Raw genomic sequence first — 17,184 nt, 5'->3', positions numbered from 1 at the left:
CCGGTGCGGCTCACCCGTCCGCGGAGGGCGCGACGAGGCGGTGCACGACCTGGGTGCCGGCGATGCCGCGGAGCTCGACCTCCCGGCTGCCCTCCGCGTCGAGGAGCGTGGCGCGCTCGTCGTCGTCGAGAGCGGCGGCGACGGCGTCGCTGACGAGCACCTCGCCCCCGTCGGCGAGGGAGGCGACGCGCGCGGCGTACGCGACGTTGCGGCCGAAGAGGTCGTTGTCGCGGTGCAGCACCGAGCCGCGGTGGATCCCGATCCGCACGCGCACGCGCGGCTCGGATCGCCAGCCGGCCAGCGCGTGCTGCACCTCCAGCGCGGCCCCGACGGCGTCGGTGGCCGGACCGAAGGCGACCATGAAGCCGTCGCCCTGCGTCTTCACGACCTGGCCCGTGTGGGCCTCGACGGCGCGGCGCACCAGCGCGTCGTGGCGGGCCAGGAGCCGCACCCACGCCCGGTCGCCGAGACGGTCGTTGAGGGTCGTCGACCCCTCGATGTCGGAGAAGAGGATCGAGACCCGACCGTCGTGGGCCGCGAGCCGCACCAGGTCGGGCCGCTCGACCTGCGCCCAGCCCGCGAGCTCCTCGATGGAGGACCGGAGGGCACCGCCCACGCCACGGTCGCGCACCAGCTCGACGGTCTCCCAGACCGCACGCACGGCCTCGCGGGGGCGGGGCAGCCGCAGGCGCGACGTCGGCGGCAGGGCAGCAGCGTCCTGCAGCGCAGCGACCTCGGCGTCGAGGCGGCGCACCCGGCGGCGGCTGACGGTCAGCAGCACGCCGAACGTGACCGCGGCGGCCAGCGACGCGACCTGCAGCACGACGAGCAGCACGATGGACCAGGTCGGCACGGGCGCATCGTGCCAGACGGGCTCCGAGGGCGGAGCGGTTACGGTGAGCCATGGCCAAGACGCCCGCCGCGCACGTCGTCGTAGGGGACCGGGAGGTCCGCGTCTCGAGCCCGGACCGGGTGGTCTTCGAGGCCACGGAGCGCACGCCCGAGGTCACGAAGCTGCAGGTGTGCGAGTACTTCGCCGCGGTCGGCGACGTGTTCATGCATGCCAACGGGCAGCGTCCGGTCGCTCTCGAGCGGTGGCCCGACGGGTGGCGGGAGGGGATGACCCTGACGGTCGGGCCCGGGGGCCAGCAGCAGGGCGACGGCTTCTACTCCAAGCGGCTGCCCAAGGGTGCGCCCGACTGGATCGAGACGTGCCGCGTCACGACGCCCAACGGCCGTCCCATCGACGAGCTGTGCCTCACCGAGCCGGCCGCGGCGGTCTGGGCCGCGCACATGGGGACGCTGACGTTCCACCCCTGGGCCGTGCGCGCGTCCGACGTCGAGCACCCGGACGAGCTCCGCGTCGACCTGGACCCCCAGGAGGGCGCGACCTTCGCCGACGCGCGGCGCGTGGCCGCGGCGACGCGGGAGCTGCTCGAGGAGCGGGGCCTGCGGCCCTTCGTCAAGACGAGCGGCAACCGGGGTGTCCACGTGTACGTGCGGATCGAGCCCCGCTACGGGTTCGAGGAGGTCCGGCACGCGGCCATCGGGCTCGGCCGCGAGCTGGAGCGTCGCGACGTCGGGGCCACGACGAGCTGGTGGAAGGAGGAGCGTCCGGCGGGCTCGGTCTTCCTGGACTTCAACCAGAACCTCCGCGACCGGACGGTCGCCGGTGCGTGGTCGTTGCGGCCGCGGCCGGGGGCGCCCGTCAGCACGCCGGTGACGTGGGAGCAGCTGGCCGAGCTCGACGACTCGCGGGAGCTCCACCTCTTCTCCGTGCCCGAGCGGATCGCGGACGGCGACCCCTGGGCGGGGATCGACGACGAGGCGTTCCCGCTCGAGCCGCTGCTCGAGCTGTGGGAGACCCTCCCCGGAGGGGAGCTGAGCTTCCCGCCGGACCACCCGAAGATGCCCGGCGAGCCGCCGCGGGTGCAGCCCAGCAAGAAGGTGGCCGAGCACTGGGACGAGGCGGGCAACCGGCGACCGGGCTGAGTCGGCCCCCTCCACCCACATCCCCTCGGGACGTCATGCGGAGCGGTGGCCTCGGCCGCCGGGGCGCATGACGTCCCGGAGGGGGTCAGAGCCCGGTGACGCCCTCGCCGGCGCCGTCGGCCTGCTCGGCGAACGTCTCGTGCTCGAGCAGGTGCAGCACGGGTACGTCGAGGTGGCGCCGCGCCCGCGACGTCCAGTCGACGCCGAAGAACTCCGCGACCGCGTGCGAGCTGGTGAGCACGATGACCTCGCTGGCGTCGACGGTCGACACCGTCGAGAGCAGGGCGCCGATCGGGTCGTCGGCGACCACGGCCCCCTGGGCCTTCGCGCCGGTGGCCCGCAGCTGGGCGAGCGTCTGCGCGAGACCCTCGTGGGCCTCCTCCTCGCTCTGCTCGTGGAGGTCCTCGAAGTCGATGCTCGCCAGGGCGTAGCTGGGGGACCCGACCAGGTCGCCCGACCCGAGCGTGCCGACGGCTGTCGCCATGCGCTCGGCGGCGTCGTCGACGGGCAGCAGCACGTCGTAGACCACCTCCTCGCCGAGCTCCACGTGGAGCGAGGTGACCTGGCGGGCGTCGAGCTCGGTCAGCGGCTGCTCGACGAGCAGCACGACGTGGTAGGTCATGGCGTCTCCTGGGGTGCGTCGGTTGCAGGGTCGGTCCGGGGGTCGGTCCGGGGGGTCAGCACGGTCGTCAGGTCGTAGCCCACGGGCTCGTCGAGCTGCTCGTAGCCGCACGACGTGGGCTCGCGGTCGGGACGCCACCGCTTGAACTGCGCGGTGTGGCGGAACCGGCGCCCCTCCATGTGGTCGTAGCCGACCTCGAGCACGCGCTCGGGCCGCAGCGGCACGAAGGAGAGGTCCTTGCCGGCGCTCCAGCGCGACTGGGTGCCCGGCACCCGGTCCGGGTTGGCCACCGCCCACTCCTCCCAGCCACCCCAGGGGTGCTCGCCGAGCGGGCAGACGAGCGGGGCGAGCTCCTCGATGAGCTCGGCCCGGCGGGCGGCGGTGAACGAGGCGGAGACGCCGATGTGCTGCAGGGAGCCGTCCGCGTCGTACAGCCCCAGGAGCAGCGACCCGAGCAGGGGCTGCTCCGGGGTCGAGGTCTTGTGCTCGCGGTACCCCGCGACGACGACGTCGGCGGTGCGCGCGTGCTTGATCTTGAACATGGTGCGGCCGTTCTCGGTGTACGGCGCGTCGAGCGGCTTGGCGATGACGCCGTCCAGCCCGGCTCCCTCGAACTGCTCGAACCAGGCGCGGGCCTCGTCGGGGTCCGTGGTCGTGCGGACGAGGTGGCAGCCGGTGAGACCGGCGCCGGGCTGGTCGGTGGTGACGTCGGCGCGGCCGACGAGGTGCGCCAGGGCCTCCTCGAGCGCGGCGCGGCGCTCCGCGAACGGCCGCTCGACGTACGACTCGTCGCCGAGGGCGAGCAGGTCGAACGCGACGAAGCCGGCGGGCGTCGTCTCGGCGAGCATCCGCACGCGCGAGTCGGCCGGGTGGATGCGCTCCTGGAGCACCTCGAACTCGAGCCGGGGGAGACCGGTGCCGCCGGCGCCGGCGGGCGTCGCGACGTACAGCTCCCCGTCGAGGACGCACCGCTCCGGCAGCTGCGCGCGGGCGGCGGCGACCACGTCGGGGAAGTAGCGCGTCAGGGGCTTCGTGTTCCGCGACGTCAGCTCGACCTCGTCGCCGTCCTTGAAGACGAGGCAGCGGAAGCCGTCCCACTTGGGCTCGAAGGACAGGCCGCCGGGGTGCCGCGCGGGGTCGGGGACGCCGGCGACCGACTTGGCCAGCATCGGCCGCACGGGCGGCATCACCGGAAGGTCCACGGGACGACCCTATCCCCGTCGCCCGACCGCCCTATGCTGCGCGGATGGTCGCCACCGACAAGCAGGCCCCCACCCCCGCGGACCGGCTCCTCGACGCCCAGGTCGCATGGGTGCTCGACGAGCTCACCGGCGCCGACGCGGCGCAGCGCCTGCCCGCCTACGTCGACGACGTGCTCGCCGTCGCCGCCGTCGTGCGGGTCGAGCAGGTCGTCGAGCCCGAGGAGCTGGCGGCCGCGGTCCACGCGCTGACCTCCACCGTCCCCGGCAGTGCCTTCGTCAGCACGGTCGTCGAGGCCGTCGCCGACGCCGTGCACGAGGGGCCCTCGGGTCCCGTGACCCTCGACGACCTCGCGGACCGCGAGCAGCTGGTGGCGGTCCTCGACGCCCTCCTCGCGCGCACCGACGAGCTCGAGGCCCTCCTCGACGACCTGACCCGCAGCCCCGAGGCGGCGGGGCTGGCCGCGACGTTCCTGACGCGGGTCGTGGCCGAGGTCGTGCAGGCCAACCGGGCCGTCGCCGAGAAGATCCCCGGCGTCGGCTCGCTCGTCTCCTTCGGCGCCAGCGCGGCCGGCAAGGTGATGGGCGCGGCGGACCGCCAGGTCGAGCAGCTGGTCGGCGGCACCGCCGGCAAGGGCGCCGTCATCGCGATGCGGCGGCTCAACGCCGTCCTGCTCGCCACCCTGCGCGACCCCGGCACGCGCGACGCGCTCGTGGGCGTCCTCGAGACCTACGCCGACCGTCCGCTGCCGCGGCCGACCGGTGACGTCGAGGAGGTACGCCGCGTCGCCGGCACCGTCCAGGACCTCGTCATCGGCGTGCTCGCCTCCGAGCCCGCGCGGGAGCTGACGGACGGGGTGGTGCGGAGCCTCGTGGCGACGTACGGACCCCACACGCTCGCCGAGGTGCTCGACGACCTGGGCGTGGGCCGCGACGAGATCGCCGCCGTCGTCACCACCGCCGGCCCGCGGTTGCTGGCCGTCGCCCGCGAGAGCGGGGAGCTCGAGCGGATCGTGCGGGCGCGGCTCGCGCCGTTCTTCGCCTCGGACGAGGTCGCCGAGATCCTCGGCTGAGCGCTCGGGGCCAGGCCGCTGCCCGGAGGAAGAAAACGCGGACGCCGAGAAGGAAAGTGCGCGGGGCCCGTGGCCCGGAGAAGGAAAACGCGGACCGGACGGGCCCGAGGGCCGGGCGTGTCGCATCCCGAGTCCGCGCGTTCTTTTCCCGGCGAAGGACCCGGTCCGCGTTTTCTTTCCCGGCGGAGGGCCGCCCCCCGGCCCGGGCCAGGCGCGCCGGAACGCGCGACGACGAGGGGCTCCCCGGGTTGGAATCGAACCAACGAAAGACGGATTCAAAGTCCGCCCGCCCGTGCCAGCAGAGCAACCGGGGAACGCCCGCGCGCAGGGCGGGGCGAGGCACCACCTTAGGTGACCCTCGCGTCGTCCGGGCCGTCTAGGGTGTCCCCCCATGAGCCAGGTGACCGTCATCGTCCTCGCCGCCGGTGGCGGTACCCGCATGCGGTCCAAGACGATGAAGGTGCTCCACCGGGTCGGGGGGCGCACGATGGTGGGCCACGTGCTGGCCGCCACGCGGGCCGTCGCGCCCGCCCGGGTGGTCGCCGTGGTCGGCCACCAGCGCGAGGCCGTGGGCGCCCACGTGCGCGAGCTCGAGCCCGACGCGGTGCTGGCCGTCCAGGAGTCGCAGGACGGCACGGGGCACGCGGCGCGGATCGCGGTGGAGGCGCTCGGGGGCAGCGTCGACGGCACGGTCGTCGTGCTCACGGGGGACACCCCGCTGCTGCGCGGCGAGAGCCTGGCGGCGTTCGTCGCGGACCACGAGGCGGCCGAGCGGGCCGTCAGCATCCTGTCGGCCGAGATCGACGACCCGACGGGCTACGGCCGCATCGTGCGCGACGAGGAGGGCGACGTGGTCGCCATCGTCGAGCAGAAGGAGGCCGACCACGTCCAGCGCGAGATCCGGGAGATCAACTCCGGGATCCTGGCCTTCGACGGCGCGTTCCTCGGCGAGGCCCTGGCGGCGATCCGCAACGACAACGCGAAGGGCGAGTACTACCTGACCGACGCCGTCGGGATCGCCCGCGACACCGGCCTCACCGTGGGGGCCTACTGCATCGACGACGAGACGCAGACGCGCGGCGCGAACGACCGGGCCCAGCTGGCGGAGCTCGGCCGGCTCCTCAACCGCCGCATCCTCGACCACTGGATGACCGAGGTCGGCGTCACGATCATGGACCCGGACACCACCTGGATCGACAGCGACGTGGTGCTCGCGCCCGACGTGACGATCCTCCCGGGCACCCAGCTGCTGGGCGCCACCGTCGTCGCGGAGGACGCCGTCATCGGCCCCGACACGACGCTCGAGGACTGCGAGGTCGGCGCCGGCGCCCGCGTCGTGCGCACCCACGGCCAGCTGGCCGTCGTCGGGGACGGCGCGACGGTGGGTCCGTACTCCTACCTGCGGCCCGGCACCCGCCTCGGGGCGGCCGGCAAGATCGGCGCCTTCGTCGAGACCAAGAACGCCGTCATCGGCGACGGTGCCAAGGTGCCCCACCTGTCCTACGTCGGGGACGCCGAGATCGGCGACGGCACCAACATCGGCGCCGGCACGATCGTCGCGAACTACGACGGGGTCGCCAAGCACCGCACCGTCGTCGGCAAGCACGCGCGCACCGGGTCGAACAACACCTTCGTGGCGCCCGTCACGATCGGCGACGGGGCCAGCACCGGCGCGGGCACCGTGGTCCGCTCGGACGTCCCCGCGGGCGCCCTGGCCGTCTCCGCCGGACCCCAGCGCGACATCGAGGGGTGGGTGGCGCGCCGCCGCCCCGGTACGGCGCAGGCCGAGGCGGCGGCCGCAGCCCGGGGCGCGTCGGACGAGGCGGCGTACCCCGGCGCCGCGGACACCGGCCACGACGTCGGGAACGAGCCCGCGGACGGGCAGCCCCCGCTCTCCTGAGGTGACCACGGTGTGAGCACGGGCCGACCCTGAGTTGGCGTCACCGGTGGGGTGCGCGAGAATCCCCGAGGCCGACGCAGGGAAGCCGGCCGTGACGGCATCGAGCGGTAGGAGCGCATCCGGCGTGAGCGGAATGAAGCTGGTAGGCGAGAAGAACCTCATGGTCTTCAGCGGGCGGGCGCACCCCCGGCTGGCCGAGGAGGTCGCCGAGCTCGTCGGCACGGGGCTGGTGCCCTCGTCGATGTACGACTTCGCCAACTCGGAGAAGTACGTGCGCTACGAGGAGTCGGTGCGCGGCTGCGACGCGTTCGTGCTGCAGAGCCACACGGCGCCCATCAACGAGTGGATCATGGAGCACCTGATCATGGTCGACGCGCTCAAGCGCGCCTCGGCCAAGCGGATCACGGTGGTCATGCCGTTCTACGGCTACAGCCGCCAGGACAAGAAGCACCGGGGCCGCGAGCCCATCTCGGCCCGCCTCGTGGCGGACCTCTTCAAGACGGCCGGCGCCGACCGGCTCATCTCGGTCGACCTGCACGCCGACCAGATCCAGGGCTACTTCGACGGCCCCGTCGACCACCTCATGGCGCTGCCGATCCTGGCGGACTACGTCCGCGACAAGTACGGCGCGGAGTCCGAGCTCGCCGTCGTGTCGCCCGACGCGGGTCGCATCAAGGTGGCCGAGCGCTGGTCGGCCCGCCTGGGCGGGGTCCCGCTCGCGTTCATCCACAAGACGCGCCGCACGGACCGCCCCAACGAGAGCGTCGCGAACCGCGTCGTCGGCGAGGTCGAGGGCCGCACCTGCGTGCTCGTCGACGACATGATCGACACCGGCGGCACGATCGTGAAGGCCGCCGAGGCCCTCATGGAGCAGGGCGCCAAGGCCGTCATCATCGCGGCGACCCACGGCATCCTGTCCGACCCCGCGGTCGAGCGCCTCAAGAACAGCCCCGCGGTCGAGGTCATCCTCACCAACACGCTGCCGCTCGCCGAGGAGAAGAGCTTCGACAAGCTCACCGTGCTGTCCATCGCGCCGCTGCTCGCACAGGCGATCCAGGCGGTCTTCGAGGACGGCTCCGTGACGTCGATGTTCGACGGCCACGCCTGAGCGCGACGGCCCCACCGGCACCACCCGCCCCGGACCCCGGCCCGGACCAGGAGGACTCCTGGTCTAGACCGGGGTCCGAGTGGTTTGGACCACTGTCGAACTTGGGCGAAGGTACCCCCGTCGCCCCGCAGCCGACCTAGGCTGCCGGGGACACCGTCACGTCCACGGCCCCGGGGGGAGCGCCGCCCGGGGCGGAGCCTCTCGGAGGTCGCCGCATGGCACCCACGCATCGCGCACCGTCGCGCGGTCGCCTCGTCACCCCCGCCGTGCGGCGTGTCGCCCTCCTGGGGTCGGTCGCCCTGGTGGCCGCGGGCCTGGTGTCGGCGCCTCAGACGGCCCTGGCCGACGAGCCGCGCAGCCTCCGCACCATCGACGTCACGCTCACCGGCGACGGCGGCGTGGCCGGGGTGGCGAACCGGCTCGTCACCGAGAGCGACGGCGAGGTGACGACCACCGAGGAGTCGGTCGACCCCGCCGACGCCGACCTCCCGGTGCGCGTGCTCACCGCCTACCGGGCCGACGGCCGCTCCGGCACCGACCTGGCGGACCTCGCCGGGCACGACGGGCGCGTCACCATCGACGTCACCGTGCAGAACACGACCGTGCGCCCGGCGCAGGTCGCCTACTCCTCCGAGGGCCGCCAGTACGACGAGTTCGCGCTCGTCGGCAGCCCGCTCACCGTCGTGGGGGGCGTGGCCCTCGACGAGGCCACCCGGGTCGTCACCGCGGCCGCCGACGGTGACGACGTGACCAACGGCGTGCTGGGACGCGACGCGGACGGCGCCCCCGTGGTGCAGTGGGCGGCCATGCTCGCCCCGCCGCGCCTCGCGACGACCGCGACGTTCCGCCTCGTGCTCGAGGCCGAGGACTTCGCGCCGCCGACGTTCGACCTCAGCGTGCAGCCCGGCCTCGTCAGCGACCCGTCGATCGACGGCCTCGTGCAGGCGGCGTTCGTGGACCGTGCCGGCAGCGCCCGGCGTCTCCAGCAGGACACCATCACGACGATCGACGCCGTGAACCAGGTGCTGACCGGTGCCAGCACCGTGCTCACCGACATCCGTGCCGACCTGGAGAGCACCGCGAGCGGCGTCGGCGCCGATGCCGTCGGGCAGCTGCAGGGCTCCCGCGGCGACATCCCGGCCCAGATCGCGACCATCGTCGCCGACCTCGGCGCGAAGAGCGCCGAGATCGACCGCACCCTGGAGGCCGCGGGCCGCTCCGGCGCGACCGACCTCGACACTGCCCTCGGCGACCTGGGGGCGCTCGTCGGACCGTCGGACGTCGCGCCGCGCGAGCTCATCTCGGTGCGTCCGGTGGGCGGGAGCTGCGCCGTCGACGCGTCGCTGGCCGCCGGCGGCGACGCCACGCTCCGCGACCTCTTCGCCTCCGTCGGGGGCCTGCTCGCGGCGTACGCCGACGCGTCGGGCGAGTGCGCGGCACTCACCACCGAGGCGCTCACCGCCCTCGTCGGCACCCGGGCGGAGGCCGAGTCCCCGGCGACGGCCTGCCCGACCCCGGCGCAGGTGGCGGCCGGCACGCCCCGCTCCGTCACCTGCCAGCTCGCCGCCACCGGCCAGGCCCTCGAGGGCACCGCGGCCGAGCTCGCGACCCTCGCCGCCGACCTCGCCGGCCAGGTGCGCCCCGCCGGGTTCGGTGACGTGGCGACCGAGCTCGGCGACGTCCAGACCGCCGTCTCCTCGCTCAACGGGCTGCTCACCGCCCTCAGCACGGCCGGGGTGTCGACCGAGGTGGAGGAGCTGCGCACGCAGCTGACCACCGCCCTGGCCACGCTGCGCGGCGAGCTCGTCGACCTCCAGGCGCTCGTCGCCGACGGCGGCGCGCTGGCCGGCAGCATCACGACCCTCCAGCAGGTCGCCGCCGAGCAGCTCGACGGCACGGGGACCGTGCCGAGCCCGCTCGCGTCGCTCGGCTCGGGCATCGACGACCTCCTCGGCGTCGTCTGCGCGCCGCTGTGGGACGGCACCTGGACGCCCGGCAGCGGCGTCGGGGGCCTCCTCGACGAGGTGCTCGGCGGTGTCAGCGGCCTCGACCTCTGCCCGGCGACGCCGGACGGGACGTCGGTGCTCGAGACGCAGCTCGAGGAGCTGACGGCCGCGTGGACCGAGGTGCGCGGCCTCGTCGAGGGCGACGTGCCCGGCGCCCTCGCGGGCATCAACGAGCAGGTCGGCCTGCTCGGGGACGCGCTCGACGCGGTCGACGAGGCCCTCGCCGCGGGCACGGACGGCAGCGACGACGTCGTCGCCGCGGTGACCGCGCTCCAGACCGAGATCGACGCGGCGCGCACGGCCGGTGGCGGCATCGGCGCCACGGCACCGACGACGGACTGCGCGACGCTCCCCGAGCCCGGCACGTCCGCGGGCACGACCGCGCTCGACCTGCTCGCCGCCGCGTGGGCCGCGCTCGACTGCCAGAACCTGGCGCTGACGCAGGACGTCGGGGACTACTTCGATGCCGCCGACGACGCGCTCACCACGGTCGGTGGGGACCTCGACGGCAACCTCCTCGACCTGGCGGACGCCCAGGAGTCGGTCGACGGCCTGCTGCAGGAGTTCATCGCGGAGTACGCCGCGGGCCTGGAGACCGACGGCGGGGCCGTGGAGGCCTGGGGGTCGCGGGTCGCCGGCGACCTCGAGGGTCGGGCCGACCGGCGCCTGACCGGTGCGGCGGAGCTGCTGCAGGGTCGGCTCGGCGCCGCGGGCGATGCGCTGGTGGCCGACATGGGTGCCACCGGGACCGACCTCGGCGGCACCAGCACGGCGCTCGTCTCCTCGCTCGACGAGGCGCTGCGGCAGTTCGGCTCGGCCGCCTCCGGGCGCGGCATCCTCGGCGCGCTCTCGTCCAACGCCTCGTCGGCGGGCCAGTCGCAGCGCACCGTCTTCGAGGAGCTGGGCAGCACGACCGGGTTCGCGGCGGTGCGACGCCTCGACCTCCGTGACGTCGCCCGGCAGCAGCGGCAGTTCGAGCTGGGCGTCGACCGCCAGGAGGAGCTCAACACCGCCGGCGTCGACGCCGACGGCAGCGTGCTCACCGTCTACACCCTCCACGTGGTGCCGCAGTGAGGTCCGTGGCGCACGGGTCCCGGCACCGGCGTGCCGTGGCCGCGCTGGCCGCGACGCTCCTCGTGCTGCCGCTGGCGGCCTGCAGCGACGACGAGGGCGAGGACGACGCGGTCGAGGTGGAGCCGGTGCCGCCGGCCCAGGTCGCGCTCGCGGCCGAGGTCGACGGGCCGGTGCGCATCGGCGTCGTGGTGAGCTCGGTCGGCTCCGGCGCCGAGGGCACCGACGTGCTGCCGCTCGCGCAGGGCGCGATGGTCGCCCAGCGTCGCCTGGCGGACGGCGGGGTCGACGTCGAGGTGCTCGGCCGTGACGACCGCGGCACCGCCGAGGGGGCGGTGGCCGTCGTCGAGGAGCTCGTCGACGCCGGCGTCAGCGGGATCGTGCTGGGCACGTCCGGCAGCCACACGACCGCCGCGCTCGAGCGGGCCGCCGAGGCCGGCGTGCCGGTCGTCGCGCCGTACCTCGGCGGGAGCGGCCTGCCCGCGACCACCTGGAGCACGGCGCCGTCGACGAGCGCCGTCGACGCGGGGATGGGCGAGGCGCTCGCGGCGGTCGCGGCCTCCCGTCCCCTCGTGCTCACCATCGGTGACGCGGAGGAACCCCAGGTGGAAGGGGCGCGCGCCGCCACCTTCGGGGCCGACGGCGTCGGGGCCGCCGTCACGGCGGTCGCCGACGCCGTGGACGAGCGGGCGATCGACAGCGTCGTGCTGGCGGGCGCCGCGGCCGACCAGGCGCGGTTCGTCCAGGGCATCCAGACGGTGGCCGACGTGCCCGTCGTGCTCACCCCCGACGCGCTCAGCCCGGTCTTCGCGGACGTGCTCGCCGACAGCGGCGGCGTGCTGTCCGCCCCGTTCCTCACGGTGGGTCCCGACGCCGGCGACGCCACGACGCTGGCCGAGGGTGCGGCGGGGGAGAGCGCGGCGGCGTACTTCGCCGCGCTGCGGTCCCTGACCGCCGACACCGACGCGGTCGACGTGCTCGGCCGTCCGTTCGACGTCAACGGGGCCGACGCCGACCTCGCGAGCCATGACGCGGTCGTCGCCCTCGTGCGCGCCGTCGAGGCCGCCGGCAGCGGCGCCCCCGCGGACGTCGCGGGGGCACTGCCCGCGCTGTGGCTCGACCCGGGTGACGGCCTGGCCGGGCCCGCCCTGTCCTTCGCCACGCAGCAGGCCCTGCCCGACGACGCCGTGGTGGCCCTGACGTCGACGACCCAGGACCCGGGCGTCCGCAGCGTCGTCACCACCGGGGCCCCCGAGACGCAGCACCTGTACTGGCTCGCCGTCCCCACGGGGGCGTGAGGTCGGTGGAGGAGGGGAGCCCGCGGGCTCTGGGCAGCCGCTACGAGCTGCGCGAGCGGCTCGGCGCGGGAGCCATGGGCGAGGTCTGGCGCGCCGTCGACCGCACGACGGGCCAGCACGTCGCGGCGAAGCTGCTGCGCGAGACCTACGTGTACGACGCGGACATCGTCGGTCGCTTCATCCAGGAGCGCTCGATCCTGCTCAACCTGAGGCACCCGCGGATCGTGCAGGTGCGCGACCTCGTCGTCGAGGGCACCGACCTCGCGATCGTCATGGACCTCGTCGAGGGACGCGACCTGCGGCGCCACCTCCGCGAGGTCGGCACGCTGCCGGCGCGGGAGGCCGTGCTGGTCACCTGCGCCGTGCTGGACGCCCTCGCGGCCGCCCACGCGGCCAACTTCCTGCACCGCGACATCAAGCCCGACAACGTGCTGCTCGAGGGCGGCGTGCCGGGCGACGGGAGCGGCGTGCGGCTCTCCGACTTCGGCATCGCCCGCCTCGCGCAGGAGTCGACCGTGCAGGCCACCGGGCTCATCGGCACCCCGGGCTACATGCCGCCGGAGCTGTTCCAGTACGGCCGGTTCAGCCCCGCCTCCGACGTGTACGCCGCGGGCGTGCTGCTCTACGAGCTGCTCGCGGGCCGCACGCCGTTCGCCGGCAAGGGCACCGTCCACACGATCGGTAACCGCCACGTCACGGTCGAGCCGCCCGCGCTCCCGGTGCACCCGTTGCTGTGGACGGTCCTCGCCATCACCCTGGCGAAGGACCCCGCCACGAGGCTGTCGGCCGCCGCCACCGCCCAGGCGCTGCGCGACCTGCCCGACGACGCGCTCGACGCCCCGGCCCTGCCCGCCCAGTCCGAGCCGGTGTCGTGGAACACCGCGCAGCGCACCGTGGTGCGGCACCACGTCGGCCCGGCCGTCGTGGACGACGGCCGGGGGGCCACGGGCGAGGATGCCGTGGAGACGCCGGCCGGTGTCCCCACCGGAGGCACCGAGCTGCGGCCGGTGCTGCCCGGTCCGGTGCCCGCAGCGGCTGCGGCGGCCGTGTCGGCCCCTCCCGGCGCCGCGGCGGCGCCGCCGACCGTCGGCCTGCCCCCGACCGCCGGCCTGCCCCCGGCGGAGCGGTCGGCCGGTCGTCGGGCCCACGCCGCCGGGTCCCGGGTGCCGACCTGGGCCCTCGTGCTGGTCGTGGCCGTCTCGCTCGTCGTCGTCGCGGGCCTCGTCCTCCAGATCGTGCGGAGCGGCGGCGAGCCCGACCCGGGCGCCGGGACCGAGGCACGGGCCGCGCTGCCCGTGCAGCGGGAGCAGTCGCCACCCGCGTCGTACCCCAGCGGTCTCACCACGAGCCGCGCCGCGGCGTACGACCCCCAGAACCGCACGGTCGACGTCGAGCTCACGGTGACCCTGCCGACGCGTCCGGGGGAGTCGCGCGACGCGGTGACCCTGCTGACCTTCCTGCCGGCCGCGGCGTCCGGCGGCTGCCCGCGCTCGGGGGTGAGCTGGGACCCCGGCGTGGAGGCCGACCTCGCGCCGACCGACGCCGGCGTGCAGCAGGCGTGTGCCTGGCGGGTGCAGGTGCCGCTCAGCGGGTCGCAGACCACGGTGGCGGCGGAGCTGGAGCTCGACCTCGGGACGGAGGCCGACGCCCTGCAGCGGTGGGAGGAGGAGGCCCGGTCGGACCTGGACGCCGCGCTGGCCGACGCGTCCAACAACCGGCTGGCGTTCCCGCTGCAGCAGACCCGTGGGATCGAGCTGCGGGTGGACCGCGGGGCGGTCACGCAGGGGGAGTCGGTCGACGTGCTCGTCGACGTCGTGTTCGCGGGGGGCGCGGAGCCGGTCTACGACAGCGGCGCCACCGGCACGGCCGCCCTGACGGACGCCGCGCGCCAGCTCGGCGGCGGACCCCCGACCCTCCGCGCCTGTGCGGCGCTCGCGCCCCAGGCCTCGGGGGGCCTGCTCGCCGAGCAGCCCTCCGCCCGGTGCGAGGTGTCGGCCGTCCTCGGTGCGCTCGAGAGCGCTCCGGCCGTCGTGACCGTGAGCCGCTGAGGGGTACGGCGCGGGACCGTCCGTGCGGCACCGGGGGGACGAGCGCGCGGGCCGGGCGCACCGGGCGCACCGGGCGGGCCGGGCGCACCGGGCGGGCCGGGCGCACCGGGCGGGCCGGGCGCACCGGGCGGGCCGGGCGCACCGGGCGAGGAGAACGCGGAACGATCGGCTCCCGGGTTCGGCGTGTCGCGGCTCCGGGTCCGCGTTTTCTCCCACCGGGTCTCGGCCCGGTCCGCGTTTTGCCCCGCCCGCCGCGACGTCGCTACACTCCTGCGGTTGCCTCGGCGAGGGAACCTCCGGGTTCCGTGATCGACAGGGCCGGCCGGACCTCTGGTTCGCCGCGCTGTGCTGCCGTGGCGCGACCGACCTGGCACCTCGCGGTGCCGCAGACGAAGTCCGACGAGGAGTCACCCCATGTCCAGCGAGAAGATCGCCGCCGAGGTCCGCAGCGAGTTCGGCAAGGGCGCCGCGCGCCGCATCCGTCGCGAGAACAAGATCCCGGCCGTGGTCTACGGCAACGGGATCGACCCCATCCACGTGACCCTCCCGGGCCACCAGACGATGCTCGCCCTCAAGCACGGCGGCGCCAACGCGCTGCTCGAGCTCGACGTCGACGGCACCGTGCAGCTGGCGCTCACCAAGCACATCCAGGTGGACCCGCTGCGTCGCGTCATCGAGCACGTCGACTTCGTGGCCGTCAAGCGCGGCGAGAAGGTCACCGTCGACGTCCCCGTCACCGTGGTCGGCGAGGCCGCTCCGGAGACGCTCGTCGTCACGGAGAACGCCACCGTCCAGCTCGAGGCCGAGGCCACCCACATCCCCGAGGCCATCGAGGTCTCCGTCGAGGGTGCCGAGGCGGGCACGCAGATCACCGCCGCCGACCTCCAGCTCCCGTCCGGCTCGACGCTCGTCACCGAGGCCGACGTGCTCGTCGTCAACGTGACGGCTGCGGCGACCGCCGAGGAGGTCGAGGCCGAGCTGGCCGAGGCCGAGGCCGAGGTCGGCATCGAGCGCGACGAGCCGGAGGCCGACGCCGAGGGCGACGCCGACGCCGACGCGTCCACCGACGAGGAGTGATCCCCGCCGGCCCGTCACCACGGGCCGGCACCAGCACGACACGAGAGGCCGGGGTTGCCGCATGTCCGACACGTCCACCGAGGTGTGGCTGGTCGTCGGGCTGGGCAATCCCGGCCCTTCGTATGCCGGCAACCGGCACAACGTGGGCTACCTCGTCGTCGACGAGCTCGCCCAGCGGTGGGGGAGCCGGTTCCGCGCCCACAAGACGGGGCGCGCCGACGTCGTCGAGGGACGCGTCGGTGCCCCGGGGAGCCCCGGCCCCCGGGTCGTCCTCGCGAAACCGCGGTCCTACATGAACGAGGTCGGCGGCCCGGTCAAGGCGCTCACCACGTTCTACAAGATCGCGCCGGAGCGCGTCGTCGCCGCGTGCACGACGAGCTCGACATCGCCTTCGGCACCCTGCGCCTCAAGCTGGGTGGCGGCGACAACGGGCACAACGGCCTGAAGTCGATGCGGTCGTCGCTCGGCACGGGTGACTTCCACCGGGTACGTGCCGGGATCGGTCGCCCTCCGGGCCGCCAGGAGGTGGCCGACTTCGTGCTCGCGGACTACTCGCGCACGGAGCAGAAGGAGCTGCCGTTCCAGGTCGGTGACGCCGCGGACGCGGTGGAGTGCCTGGTGACGGAGGGCCTCGAGCAGGCCCAGCAACGCTTCAACCGTTGAGTATCATCGCGAGCGAGTGATCTGCGCCGCACTTTCTTTCGAGATGGTGACGCGGTAGCGGAACTCTCGTTCATCAGGTGGCCGTCCCCCGATCGGTGGCGGCTGGCTCGGTTCTCGGCGTTCAGCTGAGCCCTGCGCTCCCACCACGGGCGCGGTGCGACAGCCCGGACGGAGCCGACGGTCGGCGGAACAACCGCCGGAGGCGCGAGAACGGCAGGAGAGCACCACCGTGAGACAGAGCAGGACGACGCCACGTCGCGTCACGGAGTGGGCGGGCCTCGTCGAGCGCACGCTGCGCGGAGCGCTCGAGGTCGACCACGTCGTGGTGCTGACGCGGTCGTCGCCGGACCCCGCGCCCCCCGCCGGGAGCCCCCCCGACGCACCGCCCGTGCAGGTCCGTCCCGGAGGTGCCCCACCCGAGGCCGAGGCCGGCGACCTGCTCGTGGTGCGGCACGTCGACCCGGCGGGGCGGCCCGTCGACCTGGTGCTGCGTCGGGTCGGGCGTGACTTCACGACCCTCGAGCGGCGGCTCGCCGTCGGCATCCTGGAGGCCCTCGAGCGTGCATCCCGGGACGAGGTCCGACCCGCGCCGGCGCCGTTGCCCCAGGCCGATGTCGTCGACGCCCTCGAGCGCAGCCTCCACGACCTCGACGACATGGTCGTCGCGCCGCTCGTGGACCGTCTGGCCATGGTCGGCAACCGCTTCGCCTCGCGGCTCGACGCGGCGGCCTGGTGCCTCGGTCGCCGGACGGGTGACTGGGCCATGGAGACCGTGACGAGCAGCGTCCGCCGGCGCGAGAGCGTGGCGGGCGCCCGGGGCTGGCTGCGCCGCACCGGTGCCTCGCCGGAGATCACCTGGCGCTCGTCCCTGACCTCCACGGCCCTCGAGGGCGGTTCGGTCGTCGCGTGGCGTGGTGAGGACTCCGAGGTCGCACAGATCCTGGAGTCCTGGGGCGACCTCGAGACGCTGGTCGCGGCGGGCGGCTACGACCTCGACGCGCGTCAGTGGCTGCTCACCCTGGTCGGCGACGAGACCTCGCCCGACCTCCGCCAGGCGCAGGCCGCCCTCTCCGCGGCCGTGCAGGTCGCCCTGGGCTTCCCCCGCGCGCCGCGCCACCACTGACCGG

General features: G+C 74.9%; 12 protein-coding genes, 1 tRNA gene and 1 pseudogene. 10 read left to right on the top strand and 4 right to left on the bottom strand.

Annotated features, from left to right (window positions below):
- Positions 1–10: 10 nt before the first annotated feature.
- Positions 11–853 carry an adenylate/guanylate cyclase domain-containing protein gene (locus QE405_RS09490; RefSeq protein WP_307200065.1) on the bottom strand — a complete coding sequence of 281 codons (843 nt, stop codon included), beginning with the start codon at positions 851–853 and terminating at the stop codon, positions 11–13.
- A 50-nt stretch (positions 854–903) separates the two neighbouring features.
- Between QE405_RS09490 and QE405_RS09485 the strand changes: the two genes are divergently transcribed.
- Positions 904–1,992: a DNA polymerase domain-containing protein gene (locus tag QE405_RS09485; protein ID WP_307200063.1), complete on the top strand. Its 1,089-nt coding sequence runs from the start codon at positions 904–906 to the stop codon at positions 1,990–1,992.
- A gap of 85 nt (positions 1,993–2,077) precedes the next feature.
- Here the strand turns inward: QE405_RS09485 and QE405_RS09480 are convergent, their stop codons facing one another.
- Together QE405_RS09480 and QE405_RS09475 are read right to left on the bottom strand one after the other, a co-directional pair.
- Positions 2,078–2,614: a hypothetical protein gene (locus QE405_RS09480; RefSeq protein WP_307200062.1), complete on the bottom strand. Its 537-nt coding sequence runs from the start codon at positions 2,612–2,614 to the stop codon at positions 2,078–2,080.
- Positions 2,611–3,816, bottom strand: a complete 1,206-nt coding sequence (locus QE405_RS09475) for an ATP-dependent DNA ligase (RefSeq protein ID WP_307200060.1) — start codon at positions 3,814–3,816, stop codon at positions 2,611–2,613. The genes QE405_RS09480 and QE405_RS09475 overlap by 4 nt, the downstream gene beginning before the upstream one ends.
- 44 nt (positions 3,817–3,860) lie before the next feature.
- Between QE405_RS09475 and QE405_RS09470 the strand changes: the two genes are divergently transcribed.
- The gene (locus QE405_RS09470; protein WP_307200058.1) at positions 3,861–4,886 is read left to right on the top strand and encodes a hypothetical protein; all 1,026 of its coding nucleotides are present in this window, start codon (positions 3,861–3,863) and stop codon (positions 4,884–4,886) included.
- 239 nt (positions 4,887–5,125) lie between these two features.
- On the opposite strand, the gene QE405_RS09465 is transcribed toward QE405_RS09470, so the two are convergent.
- Positions 5,126–5,200: transfer RNA gene (locus QE405_RS09465), tRNA-Gln, on the bottom strand.
- A gap of 77 nt (positions 5,201–5,277) precedes the next feature.
- On the opposite strand from QE405_RS09465, the gene glmU reads away from it, so the two are divergent.
- From glmU to QE405_RS09425, 8 genes and pseudogenes are all read left to right on the top strand, one after another.
- Positions 5,278–6,786, top strand: a complete 1,509-nt coding sequence (gene glmU, locus QE405_RS09460) for a bifunctional UDP-N-acetylglucosamine diphosphorylase/glucosamine-1-phosphate N-acetyltransferase GlmU (RefSeq protein ID WP_307200056.1) — start codon at positions 5,278–5,280, stop codon at positions 6,784–6,786.
- A 124-nt stretch (positions 6,787–6,910) separates the two neighbouring features.
- On the top strand, positions 6,911–7,894 hold the full coding sequence (locus tag QE405_RS09455) for a ribose-phosphate diphosphokinase (RefSeq protein ID WP_444939683.1): 984 nt from the start codon (positions 6,911–6,913) through the stop codon (positions 7,892–7,894).
- A 215-nt stretch (positions 7,895–8,109) separates the two neighbouring features.
- Positions 8,110–10,974, top strand: a complete 2,865-nt coding sequence (locus QE405_RS09450; protein ID WP_307200054.1) for a hypothetical protein — start codon at positions 8,110–8,112, stop codon at positions 10,972–10,974.
- 5 nt (positions 10,975–10,979) lie between these two features.
- Positions 10,980–12,269, top strand: a complete 1,290-nt coding sequence (locus QE405_RS09445; RefSeq protein WP_307200052.1) for an ABC transporter substrate-binding protein — start codon at positions 10,980–10,982, stop codon at positions 12,267–12,269.
- Entirely contained in the window at positions 12,266–14,317 is a 2,052-nt protein-coding gene (locus QE405_RS09440; protein ID WP_307200050.1) for a serine/threonine-protein kinase, read from the top strand. Before QE405_RS09445 ends, QE405_RS09440 begins: the two co-directional genes overlap by 4 nt.
- A gap of 414 nt (positions 14,318–14,731) precedes the next feature.
- Positions 14,732–15,394 (top strand): 50S ribosomal protein L25/general stress protein Ctc, encoded by a 663-nt coding sequence (locus QE405_RS09435; protein WP_307200048.1) that lies wholly within the window; start codon positions 14,732–14,734, stop codon positions 15,392–15,394.
- Positions 15,395–15,455: 61 nt separating this feature from the next.
- Positions 15,456–16,057: pseudogene (gene pth, locus QE405_RS09430) on the top strand (aminoacyl-tRNA hydrolase).
- Positions 16,058–16,286: 229 nt separating this feature from the next.
- Positions 16,287–17,180 (top strand): hypothetical protein, encoded by an 894-nt coding sequence (locus tag QE405_RS09425; RefSeq protein ID WP_307200046.1) that lies wholly within the window; start codon positions 16,287–16,289, stop codon positions 17,178–17,180.
- Positions 17,181–17,184 lie beyond the last annotated feature (4 nt).

Origin of the sequence: Nocardioides zeae (assembly GCF_030818655.1) — a bacterium.
Lineage (GTDB): Bacteria > Actinomycetota > Actinomycetes > Propionibacteriales > Nocardioidaceae > Nocardioides > Nocardioides zeae_A.
Note: the sequence above shows the minus strand (reverse complement) of the source record. Positions and strands in the feature narration are given on the sequence as shown.

What these genes read in the sequence shown, in the direction of transcription:
- QE405_RS09485 (WP_307200063.1), top strand. Translation starts at nt 904, where the DNA reads ATGGCCAAGACGCCCGCCGCGCACGTCGTCGTAGGGGACCGGGAGGTC.
- QE405_RS09480 (WP_307200062.1), bottom strand. Translation starts at nt 2,614, where the DNA reads ATGACCTACCACGTCGTGCTGCTCGTCGAGCAGCCGCTGACCGAGCTC.
- QE405_RS09470 (WP_307200058.1), top strand. Translation starts at nt 3,861, where the DNA reads ATGGTCGCCACCGACAAGCAGGCCCCCACCCCCGCGGACCGGCTCCTC.
- glmU (WP_307200056.1), top strand. Translation starts at nt 5,278, where the DNA reads ATGAGCCAGGTGACCGTCATCGTCCTCGCCGCCGGTGGCGGTACCCGC.
- QE405_RS09450 (WP_307200054.1), top strand. Translation starts at nt 8,110, where the DNA reads ATGGCACCCACGCATCGCGCACCGTCGCGCGGTCGCCTCGTCACCCCC.
- QE405_RS09435 (WP_307200048.1), top strand. Translation starts at nt 14,732, where the DNA reads ATGTCCAGCGAGAAGATCGCCGCCGAGGTCCGCAGCGAGTTCGGCAAG.